The organism is Streptomyces sp. CMB-StM0423 (assembly GCF_002847285.1).
Taxonomy (GTDB): Bacteria; Actinomycetota; Actinomycetes; order Streptomycetales; family Streptomycetaceae; genus Streptomyces.
In genome coordinates, this window is record NZ_CP025407.1 from 901,125 (window position 1) to 921,161 (window position 20,037).

Here is a 20,037-nt window from a genome sequence, read left to right on the forward strand (position 1 = left end):
TGCGCTAGCGCTTCATGAAGGTCCAGTAGGCGTCGACGGCGGCCTCGCCGACCTCCGGGATCCCGACCCCGTACCGCCGCAGCAGCCCGATCGTCCTGCCGTTGTCGAACACCGGGTGGGCTCTCGGGACCGCCGTCCCGGCCAGGTCCTCCAGATACTCGCGGTACGGAGCGATCGGCAGCTCCCGGCCGCGTGCGCCCGCGGCGCGCAGGTGCCCCAGCCAGGAGGCGAGCGGGAGCGCCGCGGAGCGCGTCCCGTACAACCGCTCGTGCCCCGCCATGAAGGCGCCGGTGCCGGTGCGCCGCGGGTGGTGGAGGTGGTGGACGGCGCCCGGGCCGCCGTCGTCCCGCAGCACCAGTGCGACGACGGCGCGGGCGAGGACGTCGACGGGGAGCAGCGCCTCGTCGAGCGCGGGATCCACCGGGTGGCAGCCGAGTTCCGCACAGCTCACCAGGAGCCGGGAGAACATGTCGTCGCGGTTGACGGCGCCGGTCGCGGAGTGCGCCCAGATGCGGCCGAGGCGGTGGATGCCGCCGCTCGCGCCGCGGGCGAACGCCCGCTCCACCAGCCGGTCGGCGACCCACTTGCTCGCGGAGTAGCCCTTGCCGTACGGGTGTTGCTCGCCGCCGGTCGGAGACTCTTCGGTGACGGGTGCGGCACCGGCGCCGTACGCCCTGAACACCCCGAGGGTCGACAGGTGGTGGAACGCCTTCGGCCGTCCCTCCGCCGCAAGGCCCAGCAGGGTGCGGGTGCCCTCGACGTTCGCCGGCTTCAGCAGGGTGTACGGCGAGATGTGGTGGACGCGCGCGCCCGCGTGCACGATCGTGTCGACGCCGTCGCGCAGCCGGGCCCAGTGCTCCGGCCTGGCGCCGAGGTCGACGGATCCGAGGTCGCCGGGGATGGCGACGGTCCGCGGGTCGCCCGCCGCCGCGCCGAGGCCGTACGCCCGCAGCGCCGCGGCCAGCCGCTCGCGCGCCTCGGCGGCGGTGCCCGCCCGGACGAGGCAGTGCACCCGGGCCGTCGTGGCCCGCAGCAACTCCGCGAGCAGGAAGGCTCCGACGAAGCCCGTGGCGCCCGTCAGCAGCACCTCGCGGGGACCGCCGGCCGGCGGCGGGGCGGCGGTGAACCGCAGCGCGGGGCTGAGCTTCGCCTCGGGGTCCGGCACCCAGGAGGGCGCGGCCCGCGGTCCTCCGGCGCTGAGCTGCCGGGCGAGTCCGGCCGGGGTGGGGGCCTCCAGGAGGGCGGCGAGGCCGAAGGGGACGGCGAGCCGTTCGCCGATGCGGGCGGCGAGCCGGGTGGCGAGCAGCGAGTGGCCGCCGAGCGCGAAGAAGTCGTCGTCGACGCCGACCTCCGGCAGCTCCAGCGTTTCGGCGAACAGCTCGCAGAGGGCCTTCTCGTACGGGGTGCGCGGGGCCCGCCCGGTGCGGGTGGCGCCGGTGGGGCCCGGGTCCGGCAGGGAGCGGCGGTCGAGTTTGCCGTTGGGCGTCAGCGGCAGCGCGGGCAGCGCCACGATCGCGGCCGGTACGGCGTGGGCGGGCAGCCGGGCGCGGAGGAAGGCGCGCAGCGCCGCCGCGTCGGGGTCGCCGGCGGCGGGCACCGCGTAGCCGAGGAGCCGGGTGTCGCCGCGGTGGTCCGCGCGCGCGACGACCGCGGCGTGGGCAACCTCGGGGTGGGCGGCGAGGGCGGCTTCGACCTCGCCGGGTTCGACGCGGTGGCCGCGGATCTTGACCTGGTCGTCGGCGCGCCCGGCGAATGCGAGCCGGCCGTCGCGGTGGGGGCGGGCGAGGTCGCCGGTGCGGTACATCCGCGCGCCAGGCGGGCCGTACGGGTCGGCCACGAACCGCAGGGCGGTCTCGCCGGGGCGGCGCAGGTAGCCACGCGCCAGGCCGGCCCCGGCGACGTACAGCTCGCCGGTCACGCCGGGCGGCACCGGCCGCAGCGCGGCGTCCAGGACGTACGCGCGGGCGCCGGGGACGGGGCGGCCGAGGACGGGCGTGCCGGTGCCGTCGAGCCGCGCCTGCACGCAGTCGACGGTGCATTCGGTGGGCCCGTACATGTTGTGCGCGGTCAGCCCGGGGACCGCGCGCAGCTCGCGCCACAGCTCCGGTGGCAGCGCCTCACCGCCGAGGACGGCGAGGGCGGGGCGGTGGTGCCCGTCCGCGAACAGGCCGCGGTCGCAGAGGACCTGCATGTACGAGGGCGTGACGTCGACGCTGTCGATGCGCCGTTCCGCCAGCCACGCCACGAAGCGGTCCGCGTCCGTCCACGTGCCCTCGTCCGGCACGTGCAGCTCGTGGCCGCCGGCGAGGGCCGCGAGCTGCCCCCAGGAGGCGTCGAAGGACACCGAGGCGGTCAGCGCCACCCGCAGCGGCCGGCCGCCGGCGCGCCTCGCCGCCGGGCCGAAGACCTGCTCCCGGTACCGCTCCGCGACGGCGGCGACGCTCGCGTGTCGCGCGACGACGCCCTTGGGCGCGCCGGTCGAGCCGGAGGTGTAGATGACGTAGGCGGGGTGGCCGGGCCGCGGTCCCCGCGCGGGTTCCGTGCCGGGCGGGGCCGCCGGTTCTGCCGCCTGCGCCGGGTCGTCGAGCAGCAGCCGCGGGACGCCGGCGCCGAGGGTCCCGGCGGCGGCGGTGGCGGTGTCCGTGAGCAGCAGCACGGGGCGGGCATCGGCGACCATGGCGGCCAGCCGCGGGGCCGGGTAACCGGGGTCGAGGGGCAAGTAGGCGGCGCCGGCCCTGAGGACCGCGAGCAGGGCCACGACGAGGTCGGCGGAGCGGGGCAGGGCGACGGCGACGACGTCCTCGGGGCCGGCGCCGCGGGCGGCGAGGGCGTGCGCGAGCCGGCCGGCGCGGGCGTCGAGTTGGGCGTACGTCAGCTTCGTACCGGCCGCCGCGACGGCGACCGCGCCGGGGGTGGCGCGTACCTGCGCGGCGAACAGTCCGGTCAGCGTGCGCGCGGGGGCCGACTCACCGTCGCCGTCCGCGTCCGCGTTGCCGACGAGGAGACGGCGCTCGGCGCCGGACAGCACGTCGATGCGGCTGATCGGCAGCCCGGGTTCGGCCGCGGCCGCCCGCAGCAGGCGCACCCAGCGGTCGGCGAACTCCTGCACGGTGGCGCGGTCGAAGAGGTCGGTGGCGTAGTCGAGGGTGCCGGTCAGGCCGAGGGGTTCGCCCGTCGCGGAGCGCTGTTCGCCGATGCCGATGTCCAGGTCGAACTTCGCGGTCCGCGTGGGCACCCGGATCCGGGAGGCGCGCAGCCCGGGGAGCGTGAACTCCGCGGTCTCGTCGGCGTCGACGGACAGCGCGACCTGGAACAGCGGGTGCCGGCCCGGGGACCGGGGCGGGCCCAGCGCTTCGACGAGCCGCTCGAAGGGCACGTCCTGGTGGGCGTACGCGGCCAGCGCGGTGTCCCGTACCCGCTCCAGCAGCTCCGCGAAGGCGGGGTCGCCCGAGGTGTCGGTGCGCAGCACCAGCGTGTTGACGAAGAAGCCCACCAGGTCGTCCAGCGCCTCGTCGCTGCGGCCGGCGATCACGCTGCCGACCGGCAGGTCGGTGCCCGCGCCGAGCTTCGTGAGCAGGGCCGCGAGGCCCGCGTGCAGCACCATGAACAGGCTGGCGCCCGAGCGGCTGCCCACGTCCGCGAGCGCCGCGTGCAGTTCGGCGTCGATGTGCAGCCGGACCCGGCCGCCCGCGTACGAGGCGACGGCGGGCCGGGCCCTGTCGCGGGGCAGCGCGATCTCGTCGGGCAGATCGGCGAGCGCCGCCGTCCAGTGGGCGAGCTGGCGGTGCAGCAGGCCGTCCGGGTCCTCGGGGGCGCCGAGGAGGCGGCGCTGCCAGCGGGTGTAGTCGGTGTAACGGACCGGCAGCGGCGCCCAGTCGGGCTCCCGGCCGCGCAGACGGGCGGCGTACGCAGTCGCCAGATCGCGGGTGAGCGGGGTCATGGACCAGCCGTCGGCGGCGATGTGGTGGACGACGAGGCACAGGACGGACTCGGCGGGGCCGAGCACGAACAGCTCGGCGCGCAGCGGCGGTTCGACGGCCAGGTCGAAGGCGTAGCGTACGGCCTCCGCCAGCTTCCGCCGCAGCTCCGCCGCGCCGGCCACCTCGGTGACGGGCAGCGCGGGCCGGGCCGCGGCGGCGCCGAGGATCCGCTGCCGCGGCCCGGCGCCGGAGTCGGCGGTGCCGCCGGTGTCGGGGAAGACGGTGCGCAGGCACTCGTGCCGGGCCACGACGTCGCCCAGCGCCCGCTCCAGCGCGTCCGGGTCGAGCTCGCCGGTGAACCGCTGCACGAGGGGGATGTTGTACGTGGCTGCCGGGCCCTCGGCGCGGTGCAGGAACCACAGCCGCTGCTGCGCGTACGAGAGCGGCACCGCCCCGGCTGCGGGCCGCGGGTCCGCGGTGAGCGCGGGCCTGGCCGGGGCCGCGCCGTCGAGCCGGGCGCCCAGCCGGGCGGGGGTCGGTGCCTCGAACAGCGCGCTGAGCGCGAGGTCGGCGCCGAGGGCGGTGCGGATCCTGGCGACCAGGCGGATCGCCTGCAGCGAGTGCCCGCCCGCGGCGAAGAAGTCGGTGTCCGCGCCGACCCGCGGCACCCCGAGCACGTCGGCGAACAGCTCGCACATCAGCCGCTCGCGCGGGGTGCGCGGCGCCGCGCCCGCGGCCTCGCCGGGGTCCTGCCCGGGGGCGGGCAGGGCGTCACGGTCGATCTTCCCGTTGGCGTTCAGCGGCAGGTCGCCGAGCATGACGAACGCCGCCGGCACCATGAAGGCGGGCAGCCGGGCGCGCAGGCGCGCGCGCAGCACCGGTGCGCTGAGGCCGTCCTCGGCGGCCACGACGTACGCGACGAGCCGCAGTTCGCCGGCCGGCGGGTCGCGGCGGGCGAGGACCGCGGCCCGGGCGACGCCGGGGCAGGCGAGCAGCGCCGCCTCGACCTCCTCCTGCTCGATGCGGAAGCCGCGGATCTTGACCTGGCGGTCGGCGCGGCCGACGTAGTCCACCTGCCCGTCGGCGCGCCAGCGCACCACGTCCCCGGTCCGGTACATCCGGGTGCCGGGCGGGCCGTACGGGTCGGCCACGAAGCGCAGGGCCGTCAGCCCCGGCCGGCGCAGATAGCCGCGGGCCAGGGACACGCCCGCGACGTACAACTCGCCGGCGGCGCCCACGGGTACGGGCTGCAGCGCGCCGTCGAGGACGTAGAGGCGGGTGCCCGAGTGCGGCCGGCCGATCGGCGGGGCGGTGCCGTCGGGCGGGAGGGGGCGGCTGGTGGTCACGATCGCGGTGGTCTCGGTCGGTCCGTAGACGTTCACGAGCCGCCGGCCCGGAGCCCAGCGTGCGACCAGCCCCGGCGGCACCGGCTCGCCGCCGACGGCGAGCGTCGTCACGGGGCTGTCCTGCGCGGCGACCGCCGCGAGCGCGGAGGGGGGCGCGAAGGCGTGGGTGACGCCGAAGCCGGGTTCCGTGAGGACGGCCAGCGGGTCGTCCCCGGGGGCGAGGACGAGCGTGGCGCCGGTGAGGAGGGCGACGCACATCTCCCAGGTGCAGGCGTCGAAGCTGGGCGACGCCGACTGCGGCAAGCGGCTGCCGGGGGTGATCCGCAGCCGCTCGGTGTGGAACGCCACGAGGGACGCGATGCCCGTGTGCGGCACCACGACGCCCTTGGGTCGCCCGGTGGAGCCGGAGGTGTAGATCACGTACGCCGGGCGGCGGGGGTCGACGGCGACGCCCGGGTCGCCGTCGGGCTGCCCGGCGGCCAGTTCGGCGAGGGTGCGGGGGTCGTCCAGGACCAGCGCGGGGCGGGCGTCGGCGAGCATGAACTCCCGCCGCGCGGCCGGGTATACGGGGTCGACCGGCAGATAGGCGGCACCGGCCTTCAGCACGGCGAGTTCGGCGACGACGAGGTCCACCGAGCGCGGCAGCACGAGCGCGACGATGTCCTCCGGCCCGATCGCGCGGGCCGCCAGCGCGTGCGCGAGCCGGTTGGCTCGGGCGTTCAGCTCCGCGTACGACAGGGCGGTGCCGTCGGACTCCAGCGCGGGTGCCTCCGGCGTCCGGCGCACCTGTGCCTCGAAGAGCGCCGCGACCGACGCGGCGGGCGCCGCGGCCGCGGCGGCGTCGCCGAGCGCGAGCAACTGCCGCCGCTCGGCGGTGGGCACCGCGTCGAGCCGCCCGACGGGAAGGTCCGGGTCGGCGTCGGCGAGATGTGCCACGGCGTCCAGCAGCCGCCGCTGGGTGTCGGCCAGTTCCGCCGTGCCGTGCACACCCGGCGGGGCGTGCAGCCGCATGTGCGGGCCGGTGCCGTCCCGGCGGTCCCACACCATGATCATGAGGTTGGCGGCCAGCGGGAACGACAGGTTGTGGGCGGTGCAGCGGTGGCCGGCGAAGGAGATGTCGTAGTCGAAGCCGATGAGGTTGACCATCGGCCCGTACGCCGTGCCGGGACCGCGGGACAGGCCGAGGTCGCGGTGCAGGTCCTCGGCGCGGTAGCGCTGGTGCTCGACGGCTTCCCGCATGCGCGCGTCGACCTGGGCGAGGAGGTCCCGCAGCGGCATGCCGGGACGTACGGTCAGGCGCACCGGAAGGCTGTTGGCCAGCATCCCCGGGGTGGTGCGGGAGGCCGGTCCGGTCCGGCCCGCGACGGTCAGGCCGACGACGACGTCCCGGGCGCCGGTGCGGCGGTGCTCGTACAGCGCGACGGCGGCGAACACCAGCCGGAAGCGGGAGATCCCGGCGCGCCGGGCCGCGGCACGCAGCGCCTCCGGGCGCAGCAGCGGCAGCAACGGGGTGCACGGCACGGCCGGATGCGCGGAATCCGCGGCGGCCCGCCCCTCCGCCGGGGACGCCCCGGGCGCCGGGCGCGGCTGCGGCAGCCGCGCGGCCGCGTCGTTCCCGGCGCCCGCGTCGGCGCGGGTCCAGCCGGCCAACTGCCGGGTCCAGTACTCCCGGTCCGCGGCCCGGCCCGCCGATTCCTGGTACGCGCGGTCGGCCCGGACCAGCGCCGCCAGCGGACCGAAGGGCGAGGGGTCCGGTTCCCCGCCGCGTACGAGAGCCGTGTAGACCTCGGCGACCCGGCGGGCCACCAGCGCGTAGCCGAACGCGTCGACCGCGGCGTGGTGGTACGTGTGATACCACCAGAACCGGTCGGGAGCGAGCTTGAGCAGCGCGAAGCTGAAGAGCGGCCCCGCGGCCAGGTCCATGGGCCGGGCCAGGTCGTTGCGGACCCACGCCCGCCCGGCCGCCTCGGGGTCGGGTGTGCCGCTCAGGTCCACGAAGGCGAGCTTCCACGGCGGTTCGTGCTCCAGCACCTGTACGGGACCGTCCGCTCCCGGCACCAGCCGTACGCGCAACGCGTCGGCCTCGCCGACGACCCGGCGGAGCGCCGCCTCGAACAGGTCCGGCCGCACCGGCCCGTCGATCGCCAGGTACTCGCCGAGCCGCAGGGCGGACCCCTGGCGCGGGGAGTGCTGCTCGGCGAGCCACACCTCCCGCTGCCCCGCGGTCACCGGCAGGGTGCCGGGTGCGTCGGCCGGCCGGTCGCGGCGCGGTGCGCCGACGCCGCCGTGCGCTGCGGGGACCTGGCTACGGGACAACGATGTACCTCCTGCTGGTGCCGGCAATCTCTGCTGGAGAACGGTGGCTTGGGGCACTCCGGCCCCGGGGGAGGAAGATGTGGATCATCGTGCCAGCGGGTGCGGGATATTCCTGCATCCGGCCCCACATAGCACTCGAAGGAGTGATCTGCGGTCCGATAGGCGGATATCGGTTGATCGCAGAACGTCCGGCCACCGGCCCGGCCGGGCCCGCCGCACCGCGCGTCCGCCTCCCCGTCCGGGGGGCGAACCGGTGTGTCAGTGCCCGCTGTTAGCCTCCGGCAATGACCTTAGGGGCCCTGGAAAGAACACTGCGGGAGCGCCCGGACGACCTGGCGTCCTGGCTGGTCTACGGCGACCGGCTGGAGGAGCGCGGCGACCCCCGCGCGGAGCTGATCCGGCTGGCCGAGCGGCGGGCGCGCGTCGCTCCTGGCAGCGGCCGGAAGGCGGTCGAGCGGGAGATCGACGCGCTGGTGGCGGAGCACCGCGAGAGCTGGGACGCGGAGCTGCCGGAGGGGGTCAGCGCCCGGGAGCGGCGGCACGGGTTCGCCACGGCGATCGCCGTCGGCTGGGACGACGACGCGCCCATGCTGATCGAACAGGCCCTGCGTGCGGCGCCGTTCGCGACCGCGCTGAAGATCGTGCCGCCGGACACCGACCCGGCGGAGTTCGGCTACTGGGACGACGACACCGACGAGGACGGCGAGCCGCTGCCGTCGGCCGACGTGGAGGCGGGCACGCTCGCGACGCTCGACCTGGCCCCGTTCACCTCCGTGGACCTGTCCTATCTCCGCGTCGGCGCGCTGGGCGCCAAGGCGCTGGCGGTGTCCTCGTACTTCCGCAGCGAGGCGGCCGGGGACCGGACCCTCGCGGCGCCGGCGGCGCCCGGCCGGATCGAGGCGCTCGACCTGCGGTACTGCCACGTCGGGGACAGCGGCCTGGCCGCGCTCGCGGCCAATCCCTTCTTCACCGGCGTCCGCCGCCTGCGCCTCCAGCACAACGCGCTCACCGCGAAGGGGGTGCGGGCCCTGCACGCCTTCACAGAGCTCACCGAACTCGACCTGCGTTACAACGAGATCGGCGAGGAGGGCACCCAGGCGCTGCTCGCGGCGCCGCTCCTCGGCTCGCTCACCCGGCTGCTGCTCTACGCCGCAGACGTCGGCGAAGCCGGCGCGCGCCGGCTCGCCGCCGCGTCCCCACTCCCGCCCGTACTGCGCAGTTATTGGAGGAGCGTGTGAGCACCGAGCTCCGCGACCGGTTCTTCGCCCTGTCGACCGCCGCCGGGCAGGCGTCCGCGGAGGAGGTCGACCGGTATCGCGCGCTGGTCGACGCCACCGACGCCGAGCCCACCGCCGTGCTCGACGGGCTGGCGGTCTCCTGGCATCCGACGGCCCGGTTCAAGGCGGTCCGCTTCGTCGACGCCGAGCGCATCGACGCGGGCGTGCGCGACCTGTTCGCGCGGCCCAGCGAGGCGGCGCCGTATCTGGCCGCCGTCTTTGCGGACCCGCGGGAGATGTCGTTCCGTACGTACGAGAACATCCTGCCGCTCGACCGGCTCTTCGCCGACGCCGGGCTGGAGTTCGAGCTGACGGACCGCACGGAGTTCGCCAAGGGGGCGTACTCCTTCTCGATCGGGCTGCCCGCGGCGGCGCGGGCGCGGCTGGAGGGCCTGGACGGCCTCGACCTCTACGTGCCGCCGCTCAACCGCGGCTCCCGCGGCGGCGACCGCTTCATCTTCCACTCGGCCCTGCTCGCCGAGGCCCTGACCAAGGCGGTGGCGGGAGCCATGCCCCGGGCCCGGCTCGACGGCTTCGCACACGTCAACCCCGTCTTCCGGTGCAACCGTTTCGAGCCGGACGACGCCAACTTCCACCGCCACCGCGACACCCCGTACTACGACCGGTCGCGCGGGCACGTCTCCCGCTACACCGTCCTGCTGTACCTCACCGGCGGCACGGGCAGCCCCGCCCTGGACCTGACCGGCGGCGCCGGGCTCACCGACATCGCCCCCTTCACCTGCGTGATCTTCGACCAGCGGTACGAGCACGAAGGCGCCCCGTACCGCGAAGGGCGCAAGGTCTTCCTCCGCACGGAGCTGGTCTTCACCGAACCGGACGCCGCGCACGACCCGGAGATCGGCGCCCTGTTCGCCAAGGCGTGCTACCTGACCGGCGAGAGCGTCTTCGCGCCCGAGCTCGCCCGGTACGCCGACGACTACTACAACCGGGTCGCCGCGGCGCACTGGAGCGGCGACCTCGGCGCGGGAGCGGCCGGCGAGCCGTTCCTGCACAAGCGGTTCCGCGGGCTGGACTTCGTGGCCAACGGGCACGACTTCTGGTTCCCCTTGTCCGGCGGGCTGTCGCCGGCCGCGTGCGCCGCGATCACGCTGCTGGACTACTTCAACTGCAAGGTCGGCGACAAGGCGTTCCGCGCGGCGTGCGAGACGACGGTGGTGGAGGCCGAGGGCACCGACTGGATACCGGCGTTCCTGGAGGAGAGCGGCGGCACGTCCCCCCTCGGGCCGTTCGACAAGAGCATGCTGTTCCCGGAGCCCGAGGAGCCCGCCACCGACGACATGCCCGACTGCGCGTGCGGCATCTGCGACGGCGGCCTCCTCGGACCGCACTTCGACACCTCGCGCAACGCCGACGTCATCGGGCACTACGTGCAGGCGCAGGACGCCGCCAAGGCGGAGGTGCTGCCCGCGCCGGTGATGATGCTCGGCGAGGACGTGGTGCTCGACCCGGACCGGTTCGTCGTCGAGGGCAACCGTATCCACGTGCTGGGCAGCAAGGCGCCGGAGCCGGTCAACTTCGCGTCCTGCCAGGGCGGTCCGCCGGTGCCTCCGGCGAAGGACTTCGTCACCACCGCGGCGACCGTGGACGTGGCGCACTTCCTGGTGCCGCCGATCCTCTTCACCGAGCACGACGGCCTCTTCCACCTGAAGTTCGACTTCTTCCGCAACTCCTGGACGGTGGACCACGAGCAGTCCACCGTCGCGGTCCCGATGGTCCGCCCGTTCGGCGAGGACGACATCGACGAGAACTGGGAGGACCACTACTACGACGACGAGGACGAAGAGGAGGGCGAAGAGGAGGAGGAAGGGGAGGAAGAGGACAAGGAGTAGGCGGGGGCGGCGGCGAGTTCGCCCATGCGGGCCAGGGCGGAGATCCAGAAGCGCTGGCGCGCCTGCGCCTGGCCCACGAGGTAGGTGGCGCGCAGCTTGGGCGGCAGGTGCGGCAGCAGCCGCGCCACCACGTCGAGGTGCCGTTCGAGCTGCGACACCTCCGCGTTGGAGAACACCTGGTGCACCAGGTCGGTGTCGTTGGTGCCCTCCGCGGACGTCTCGACGGCCGCCGCCAGCCGGGCCTGCCAGCCCGCCAGGTCGGCGGCCAGCTCCGCCAGCCCGGTCTGCGGCCGCTCCGCGAGCCGCGCTTCGAGGCCGGACAGCGGCACCGGCGCGTACTCGCCGTCGCCGAGGTAGATCAGCCCCTGCTCCAGCGGGATGTCGGCGCGGTGCAGCTTGATCAGCCGCTCCAGGGTGCGCTTGGTGACCCAGTCGCGGCCCTCGTCGTCGATGTCGTTGTTCCACCATTCGAGGACGGTCTCGGCGGTCTCGCCGTAGGTCGAGATCAGCCACTCGTTGGCCGGGATGTCCTCAGGACGCACCTCGTAGCTGACCGTGAACCGGCTGGCCTGGGCCACGTTGTTGCTGCTGACCAGCATCTTGCGGCCCAGGTGGTACGGCGGGTTCTGGAGCGCCACCTGGGCGCGCAGCCCGGGCAGTGCGCGGCCCGCGAGGGTCCACTCCTGGGTGATCTCCATCAGCTTCGCGTACGTCGCCTTGTCCTTGGGCCGGTTGTACTCGTCCCAGATGAGCATCTTCGGCTCCGGGTCGAGCAACGACCTGGCGAGCATCGCCTCCAGCGCGCCGTCCGCGGTCGGCACCGGTACGCACAGGTCCTCGACGTTGGTCACCGGCAGCGAGAAGTACACCGGTTCGCGGCCGGTCTCGTCCCGGGCGACCTGCTTGGCGATCTCCGTCTTGCCGCAGCCGGGCGGCCCTTGGAGCAGTACCGCCCAGCGGTGCGCCGCGGCGGCCCTGAGGATGCGGCGGACCGGGTCGGTCAGCGTGGCGGGGTTGGCCGCGCCGACCGCCGCCGCGATGGCGTCGAGCACTTCCTCCGTACGGTCCCGGCCCGGCGCGCCGCCGGCACCCTCGGCCCCGGTCTCGACCAGCGCCAGCCGGCGGCCGTTGTGCAGCGGCAGCCCCCAGGCCAGCGGGAAGCCGGCGCGGGCGCAGTCGAGTACGTGCTGGAGGGTGCGCGGCGAGAGCAGGCCGCGCAGGTGCGGGTCGAGGGCGGCCCACTGCCGGAACACCTCCCGCAGGTCCCAGTCGGGGAACCGGGCGGCCAGCGCGTACCGCCACGCGGTGTCGTTGGCGGACAGCCGGAGGGTCACCATCCGGTCCAGGATCGCCAGGTCGGAGCGGCGCACGCTGGTCTCGGCCAGCGACTCGTTGTCGGTGAGGAACACCCCGACGCAGCCCAGCTCGCGCAGGTCGTACTCGCCGAGGGTCCAGTTGCAGGCCATCTGCATGAGCTGGCTTTGGACCGTGTTGCCCGCCTGGAGGGAGTCGTCGACGAGGAGGACGAACGGCGTGCCGGGGGTGAGCTGGCGCATCACGAGCTGGCGCAGGGCGAGTTCGCCGCTGCGCTCGTCGCGTACGGGGGCGTTGATCAGCAGGTCGTCCGGGGCGAGGTTGGCCGCGGGCAGGACCACCAGGCCGGTGCCGGGGTAGCGCTTCGGCACGTACGAGACGAAGGTGGACGTCTTGCCGATGCCGTGCTCGCCGAAGATCTGCCCGGTCTGGCCGGTGGCGATCATCGCGTCGATGAACTTCTCCAGCTTGGCGGTCGGCCCCTCCTGCGGCGGGTCGGGATAGGTGGCGTTCGCCCGCCACTGCCGGCCCGCGGCGGGCGGTTCCGGCGGTGTCGCGGCAGACGGTGTCGCGGCGGGTGGTGTCGCGGCGGCCACTAGGTGCTTCTCCTCTGCTGTCGTTCGGACGTGACCCGGTGGCAGGCCATCGGGCGGTGGTGCCGCTCCGGCCAGTCGTCGCCGCCGTCGGTGATCAGCCAGATCCAGCGGTCGGGGTCGGCGGGGGTGACGTGGGGCGCGTAGCCGTCGGTGACGACGATCACCGCGTCGGGCTCGTGCGGGAAGGGCTTCCCGGCGACCTCCAGCCGGCCTTCCGCGTAGTCGACGACGCATCGGAAGTCCGTGCCGCCGCCGCCCGCCACCCGCTCCCCGGGCACGAACGGCATCACGACGCCGTCGAAGGAGAGCCAGTGGCTCTCCACCCCGTCCGTCTGCCCGACCAGGGTGGTCAGCCACCCGACCACGGCGTCGGGCATGGACCCCGAGGTGTCGAAGGCGACGAGCACGACCTTCGTACGCTCCGGGCCGCGGCGGGTGAGCATCGGCTCGTGGCCGAGCGCGAGGACGATCGCGCCGTGCTTCTTCGGGTAGACCAGCCGCTCGCTCTCGGTCAGCTTGGAGGCGAGCACGTCGGTCAGCCACCGCTGCCACCAGTCGACCCGGCGCGTACGGGGCGTGCTGCCGCGCAGCTTGTCGAGCCCGAGGCGGCCCCACAGCCGGCTGAACCGCTCGCCGCCGTCGGCGGTGCGGTCGGCGAGGCCGAGCAGTTCCTCGCGGGCCGACCGGCCGCCGCGCAGCGCGGACTGCATGACCTCGCGCAGCACGTCGTCGCCGACCTGCCCGACGGTCTCGGGGTCCAGCGGGACCTCGGTGCCGGCCGCGCCGCCGGCGAGGTGCACGCAGTAACCGGACTGCGGGGTGTCGTGCGCCTTCATGCGGCGCAGTTCGCCGTAGACCGTCAGGTCGGTGCGGATGAACTCGTGGTACGGCAGCGGGGCCAGCCCCTGCCCCCGCAGGTCGTCCCGGTACGCGCGGTACACCGCGTCCGGGTCGACGCCCACCGGCTCGGGCGGGCCGCCGCCCTCCGGCACCGCCTCCGGTAACGCGGTGCGGCCCAGCCGGCGCAGCGCGACGTGGTTGATCGCCACCTCGGCGGCGAGCGTGAACACCGGGTCGGAGCGCAGCTCCTCGTCCACGTAGAGGTGCCGGTGCATCAGGTGCCGCGCCTCGTGGAACAGCACGAATGCGACGCCCTCGAAGTCCAGCGACGCGAAGAAGTACGGGTTGTAGAGCAGCGCGCAGCGGCCGTCGCCGGTGGCCGTGACGGCGGCGGTCGGGATCGCGGTGGTGGCGAGGTGGCGGTGGCACTTCGTGTAGAGCCACGAGGCCACGACGCTCTGCCCGGTCCCGAAGTTCAGCAGCGCGGCCTCCTTGCGGCGCCGCGCCTCCGCCACGACCTCCGGGTCCGCCGGCTCCTCCGCGGCTGCCGCGGCCGGCATCCGCCGCAGGTCGGGCGCGCCGTGCGTGCCCCGCCCGTCCCCGTGCACCAGTGGTCTCCCCTCGCCGCTCGCGGGCACGCTACAGGGCGCGGCGCGGGCGGCCTGCGGCGGGTTCAGAGCATGCCCGCGCAGAGCGCGAAGCCGCGTTTCTCGAAGGCCCAGTAGCTGTCCGAGCCGGGCGGGCAGGTCTGCGGTTCCGCCAGCGGTTCGACGCCGGTGATCCGGTACATGCGGTTGTCGATCTCGGGGATCTCGGTCTTGCTGCACCGCGTCACGGACAGCAGGCTCGCGGCGCTCTCCGAGTTGTCGTCGGCCGCGTAGAGGCCGGGGAAGCACTGCCCCGCCCGGAACTGCCGCGCGACGCAGACCGCGACGGCGGCGTCGCTGTAACTGCCGTCCACGGGGTCGTAGTCGACGGAGAACTCGTCGCGGGCCTCGCTCCGCGGGCACACCGGGTCGCCGAAGGTCTCGCTCCAGCGGAGCGAGGTCACCTTCATGTACGCCTTGTCGGAACCGCAGGGCACGGGGTCCAGCTCCTCCACTCCTGACCACGGGTCCCACATGGCCATGTTGCGGTCGGCGGGCTGGCTGATGCTGAGGCAGTCGCCCTTCTCCACCCCGGCGATCTCGTTCTTCGGTGGGGTGGGGGCGGGGGTCGGGGTGGGGGGCGGCGTCGGGTCCTGCGCGGCGGGCGTATCGGCGGCGGGGGAGGCCGGCGGGGCGGAACCGCGGGCCTCGGGGGCGTCGCTGGGGAGCCGGTCGATGAGGAGGGCGACGACGACGCCGAGGCAGAGCAGGACGGTGAACGCGGCGAGCCTGGCCGGTCCGCGGGAGAGCAGCAGCGGCGCGGTGGCGGCCCGTTTGCCGCCGGTACGGACCGGGGTGGGCGCTGTCGTCGCGGTGCCGGGATCACCGGGGCCCGGGGCGGGCTCGGGGGTGCCGGCGCGCAGGGGGAGGGTCCCGGTGCCCCTCGATGCGGCGGGAGAGACGCCCGGCCCGCTGTCCCCGGCCGGACTGACCGGCCCCGCCTGCTCGGCCCGTTCGACCGGCTCGACCGGCTCGACCGGCTCGACCGGCTCGATCTCTTCAGCCTGCTCGGCCTGTTCGCCCCGCTCCACCGGCTCCGGCGGGCCCGGCGGCCGCACCGGTGGCGCCGGTGCCGGGCGGGCGTCCGCCAGCGCCGGGGCCGTCTCCGCCTCCGCCGCCGCGGCGGCGCCCGTGCGCTCGTACGCGGCGATCCGCTCCCGCCACTCCCCCGGCAGCAGCCCGGCGCCGCCGACCGCGCCGGGCGCGGCGGCGACGCGGCCGGTCAGGTTCCGCAGCAGCTCCCGCACCGCGGGCCTGTCGGCCGGCGCCGGCCGGAGGCAGGGGCGTATCAGATCGTCCAACTGCGGGGGCATCCCGGCGAGTTCGACGCGCGCCTCGGCCACCCTGACCAGCAGTTGCAGCGGTTCGCTCTCGGGGTACGGCGGGTGCCCGGTGGCGAGGTGGAAGAGCGTGGCGCCCAGCGCGTACACGTCGGACGCCGCCGTGCTGGGCTCGCCGCGGGCCTGCTCGGGCGAGGTGAAGGCGATGGTGCCCAGCGTGACCTGCGTGCGGGTGAGGTCGGCGGCGTGCGCGATGCCGAAGTCGACGACCTTCGGTCCCGCCGGGGGCAGCAGCACGTTCGACGGCTTGACGTCCCGGTGGACGACGCCCACGGCGTGCAGCGCGAGCAGCGCCTCGGCCACGCCCGCCCCGACCCAGCCGACCGCCGCGGGGTCGGTCAGCAGCCCGCAGTCGCGGACCAGTTCGCCGAGCGAGGGGGCGGCGACGTACTCCGTCGCCATCCACGGCACCGCCGCCTCCGGGTCCGCGTCGATGACCGCGGCGGTGTGGGGGCCGCCGGCCCGGCGGGCGAGCGCGATCTCGCGCGCGAACCGCGCGCGCTCCGCCGCGCCCAGCGGCGCCGTCTCGGAGAGCAGGGTCTTCACCGCGACCGGCCGCCCGGCGGGCGAGCGGGCCAGGAACACCTCGCCCATGCCGCCGCGGCCCAGGAGCCGCAGCACCTCGTACGGGCCGAACCGGTCGCCGGGACCCGCCCCTTCGCCCACGCTCACGCGATCACCTCCGTGCAGATGGCCCGGGTGCCGCTCTGCACCTTCCAGGCGTCGGTGCACACGCCGTCGTCCGCGGCGGACGCCGGGTGGACGGCGGTCACGCGGGCCAGTTGCTCGAAGATCCGCGACGGGCTGCCGCCTGAGCAGTCGCTCTGCGACGCGAGGTTGGCGGCCCAGCGGCGCGAGGAGGAGACGGCGTAGCCCTTGTCGCGCTTGCCGCCGACGTACTCCCGGACCGGGAAGCAGTCGCCGACCTGGAAGTTGCGGTCCAGGCAGAGCCCTGTCTCGAAGTCGAGCAGCGACCACTCGACGCTGTCCGGGCCCCCGGTGCAGTCGTCGGACGTGCCCTCGGACTTGCCCGTGACGCGGGTGGCGGCGCGGGGCGAGTCGCAGGGGACCTTGTCGGGGGTGGCGTTCTCGGGTTCGAAGCCGATGACGGCGTAGTGGACCGTCAGGCAGTCGCCCTTGCGCGCGGCGTCGATGAGCTTGGCGCTCGCCACGTCCTCCTTCGTTTCGAGCGCGGCGTACGGGTCCTCGGGCTCCCGGTCCGCCTCGTCCTTCCGGTCCGGGGCCGCCGCGTCGTCGGCGGGCGGGTCGCGGTCCGCGGCGCCGTCGGCGTCGGCACCGTTGTCCGCGGCCGTCGGCGGGAGCTTCCGGCCGTCGTCGTCGGCCAGGGCGACGAGCACGATCGAGGACGCGGCGACGGCGACGACCGCGGCGGCGGCGACCAGCCACGTCAGCCGGCGGCGCCGGAGCGGGGGCCGCGCGGGCGCCGGTGCGGCCGGGGCGCCGCCGGCCGCCTTCGCCGTTCGGGCCACCTCACCGGCGATCCGGGTCCGGTCCGGACCGCCGGACTCCGGCCCCGCGGACTCCGGGCCCCCCGGCCCTGTACCGCCCGCTGCCGCACCCGGTGTCGCGCCGTCCTCGCCCGCTTCCCGCTCCCGGATCGCCGCCAGCCACTCCCCCGGCAGCCAGTCCCCGCCGCCCGCCGCGCCCGGCCGCGCCGCCAGCCGGGAGCCGAACTCGGCGACGACCGCCGCCGCGTCCGGCCGCTCGGCGGCCTCCGCCCGCAGGCACGGCAGCACCGCGCCGGCCAGCTCGGGCGGCAGCCCGGTGAGGTCCTGCTCGGCTCTGGCCACGCGGGGCAGCAGCCGGAAGAAGTCGGCGGTGTCGGCGTACGGCGGGCGGCCGGTGACCAGGTAGAACACCGTGGCGCCCAGCGCGTACAGGTCGGCGGCCGGCGTGCTGGGCTCGCCGCGCGCCTGCTCCGGGGCGCTGAAGGCGACGCTGCCCAGGCTGACCGTGGTGCGGGTGAGGTCGGCGGGGCGCGAGATGCCGAAGTCGATGAGGCGCGGTCCCGCCACGGGCAGCAGCACGTTCGACGGCTTCAGGTCGCGGTGCACGATCCCCTCGGCGTGCAGCGCCGCCAGCGCCTCCGCCGTGCCGGCCGCCACCCACAGCGCGGCGTCGGCTGGCAGCGGGCCGCGGGTACGGACCAGTTCGGCCAGCGACGGGGCGGGCACGTACTCCGTCGCCATCCAGGGCACGGCCGCGTCCGGGTCGGCGTCGACGACGGCCGCCGTGTACGCCCCGCTGACCCGGCGCGCCAGGGCGACCTCGCGGGCGAACCGGCGCCGCGCGTCGCCGGTGACCGGGCCCCCGGAGTCCACCGTCTTGACCGCCACCGGGCGGCCGGCGGCGGAGCGCGCCAGATACACCTGGCCCATGCCGCCGGCACCCAGCCGTCTGACGATCCGGTACGGCCCGACCTCGGCCGGCGCCGCCTGCGGCACGCCGACCGGTGGTTCCCCCGTCATCCCCGGCACTCCCCCCAAGTCGCCCCGGCGCACGGCCTGTTCGCCGCGCGCCGGGAGCAGGCTACCCGCGCGGGCGCGGGCGGCACCCGGTCCGTACCCCTCTCGGACGCAGGCATCCCGACCGGCGGTTGCGCGCCCGTACGCGGCGGTGGATGCGCCGCTCGCACCCGACTCCTCCGACTCGATGGGCACGGTGGTGAGCATCTGGTCCACCTGCTCGCGGGGCAGCAGTTCACCGCCGAGCAGGGCGGCGCAGAAGCGGTTCAGGTCGCGGGTGGTGGAGATGACCTGCCCGGCGGACCAAGTGACGGTGGGATTGAACTCGGTGACGTCGTGGACCGGGGCGTCCGGGTCCTCCTCGGAGAGCGTGGAGTAGTGCCGGCCGTGGGGGCGCGGCACCGCGGCGGAGGAGCCGGGCACGGAGATGGCCCGCAGCTCCAGCGCACGGTGATCTCGCGGCCGTCGTTGCCGTCGCCACCCCGGGCTTGCATACCCCCCAGGGGTAGTGTTATATCTTCCTCGCATACCCCTAGGGGGTATTCACCTCAAGGAGGCGTACTGCCATGTCATCCGTCAACCCCCGCCGCTGGTGGGCACTGCTCGTGCTCGCCACCGCGCAGTTCATGGTCATCATGGACACCTCGATCATCGGCGTCGCGCTCCCCGAGATGCAGCGTGACCTGGGCTTCTCGCCGGGCGATCTGCAGTGGGTCTTCAACGCCTACGTCGTCGCCTTCGGCGGCCTGCTGCTCCTCGGCGGCCGGCTCTCCGACCTCTTCGGCGCCCGGCGCGTGTTCGTCACCGGTTGGGGCGTGCTCATCGCGGGCTCCGTGGTGGCCGCGGCGGCGCAGAGCGCGGCGGTCGAGATCGCCGGGCGCGCCGTGCAGGGCGTCGGCGGGGCGCTCATCGCGCCGTCCGCGATGACCCTGCTGATGATCCTCTTCAGCCACGACCCGCGGGAGCTGGGCAAGGCGCTCGCCCTCTACGGCGCCGCGGCCCCGGCCGGCGGCACCGCCGGGGTGTTCCTCGGCGGCGTGTTCACCGAGTGGCTGAGCTGGCCGTGGATCTTCATCATCTACGTGCCCATCGGCATCGCCACCCTGCTCGCCACCGGCCTGCTGCCGTCCGTCCAGCCCCGCCGCGGCGGCGTGGACGTGCTCGGCGCCGGCGCCGTCACCGCCGGGCTCGCGCTCGCGGTCTTCGCCGTCGTCCGGGCCCCCGAGGTGGGCTGGGGCGCCGCGGCCACGGTCGTCCAACTGGCCGGCGCCGCCGCGCTGCTGGCGCTCTTCCTGGTGATCCAGCGCACCGCCCGCTCGCCGCTCATGCCGCTGGGCGTGTGGCGTACGCCGCGGCTGGCGTCCGCGAACCTGGCCATGGTGCTGCTCGGCGCCGCCTGGATCCCGATGTGGTACTTCCTCAACCTCTACCTCCAGCAGGTCCTCGGCTACGGGGCCTTCGCCTCCGGCGCCGCGCTGCTGCCCATGACCGGGCTGCTGATGGTCGTCATGACCCTGCTGTCCGCCCGGCTGCTCGGCCGGTTCGGGTCCAAGCCGCTGCTGGCCGGCGGGCTGCTGACGCTGGCGGCCGGGCTGCTGTGGCTGTCGGCGGTCGAGCCCACCGGGTCGTTCGCGGTCGACGTCCTGCCCGCCTCGCTGGTCGCGGCGCTGGGCATGTCGCTGGCGTACATCCCGGGGCTGATGGCCGCGATGTCCGGCGTCCCGCAGGAGCAGGCCGGACTGGCGTCCGGCATCGTCAACACCACGTACCAGGTGGGCTCCGCCCTCGGCCTCGCGGCGCTGACCGCGCTGGCCACCTCGCAGGGCGCCGGCCGACTCGGCGACCTGCCGGCGCTCACCGACGGGTTCAGCGCCGCGTTCACCGGAGCCGCCGGGGTGGCGGCCGCGGGCGCGCTGCTGACCGCGCTGTTCATGGGCCGCCGCGGCAGCCGTCCGGCGGCGGGTGCCGCCGGGGCCGGAGCGGACGCGGGTGCGGGTGCGGGTGCCGAGGCGGTACGCCTCTGACGGCGGCCGCCGCACCGCGCCACCGGGGTACGGGTCACGGTTCACCGCCGCACGGCGGGGCCGTGGCCCGTACCCCGCACA

8 protein-coding genes are annotated in these 20,037 nt (G+C 75.5%); 3 read left to right on the forward strand and 5 right to left on the reverse strand.

The window, feature by feature from the left end:
• Nucleotides 1-4 precede the first annotated feature (4 nt).
• Nucleotides 5-7,582: a non-ribosomal peptide synthetase gene (locus tag CXR04_RS03780; RefSeq protein WP_101420480.1), complete on the reverse strand. Its 7,578-nt coding sequence runs from the start codon at nt 7,580-7,582 to the stop codon at nt 5-7.
• Nucleotides 7,583-7,866: 284 nt separating this feature from the next.
• Between CXR04_RS03780 and CXR04_RS03785 the strand changes: the two genes are divergently transcribed.
• Nucleotides 7,867-8,820, forward strand: a complete 954-nt coding sequence (locus CXR04_RS03785) for a TIGR02996 domain-containing protein (RefSeq protein ID WP_101420481.1) — start codon at nt 7,867-7,869, stop codon at nt 8,818-8,820.
• Entirely contained in the window at nt 8,817-10,709 is a 1,893-nt protein-coding gene (locus CXR04_RS03790; protein ID WP_101420482.1) for a hypothetical protein, read from the forward strand. The genes CXR04_RS03785 and CXR04_RS03790 overlap by 4 nt, the downstream gene beginning before the upstream one ends.
• Here the strand turns inward: CXR04_RS03790 and CXR04_RS03795 are convergent.
• The 4 genes from CXR04_RS03795 to CXR04_RS03810 all read right to left on the reverse strand — a co-directional run bounded on the left by CXR04_RS03795 (nt 10,643) and on the right by CXR04_RS03810 (nt 18,355).
• Nucleotides 10,643-12,469, reverse strand: coding sequence for an ATP-binding protein (locus tag CXR04_RS03795; protein WP_442802444.1), 1,827 nt, complete (start codon nt 12,467-12,469; stop codon nt 10,643-10,645). The genes CXR04_RS03790 and CXR04_RS03795 overlap by 67 nt on opposite strands.
• Nucleotides 12,470-12,618: 149 nt before the next feature.
• Complete coding sequence (locus CXR04_RS03800; protein ID WP_442802445.1) at nt 12,619-14,019, reverse strand: DUF2201 family putative metallopeptidase; 1,401 nt, start codon at nt 14,017-14,019, stop codon at nt 12,619-12,621.
• Between the two features lie 113 nt (nt 14,020-14,132).
• The gene (locus tag CXR04_RS03805; RefSeq protein WP_159072253.1) at nt 14,133-16,118 is read right to left on the reverse strand and encodes a serine/threonine-protein kinase; all 1,986 of its coding nucleotides are present in this window, start codon (nt 16,116-16,118) and stop codon (nt 14,133-14,135) included.
• The gene (locus tag CXR04_RS03810; protein ID WP_159072254.1) at nt 16,115-18,355 is read right to left on the reverse strand and encodes a serine/threonine-protein kinase; all 2,241 of its coding nucleotides are present in this window, start codon (nt 18,353-18,355) and stop codon (nt 16,115-16,117) included. The genes CXR04_RS03805 and CXR04_RS03810 overlap by 4 nt, the downstream gene beginning before the upstream one ends.
• Nucleotides 18,356-18,498: 143 nt before the next feature.
• Here CXR04_RS03810 and CXR04_RS03815 point away from each other — a divergent pair, with 143 nt between their 5' ends.
• Entirely contained in the window at nt 18,499-19,956 is a 1,458-nt protein-coding gene (locus CXR04_RS03815) for an MFS transporter (RefSeq protein ID WP_101420487.1), read from the forward strand.
• The last annotated feature ends 81 nt before the right edge of the window (nt 19,957-20,037 follow it).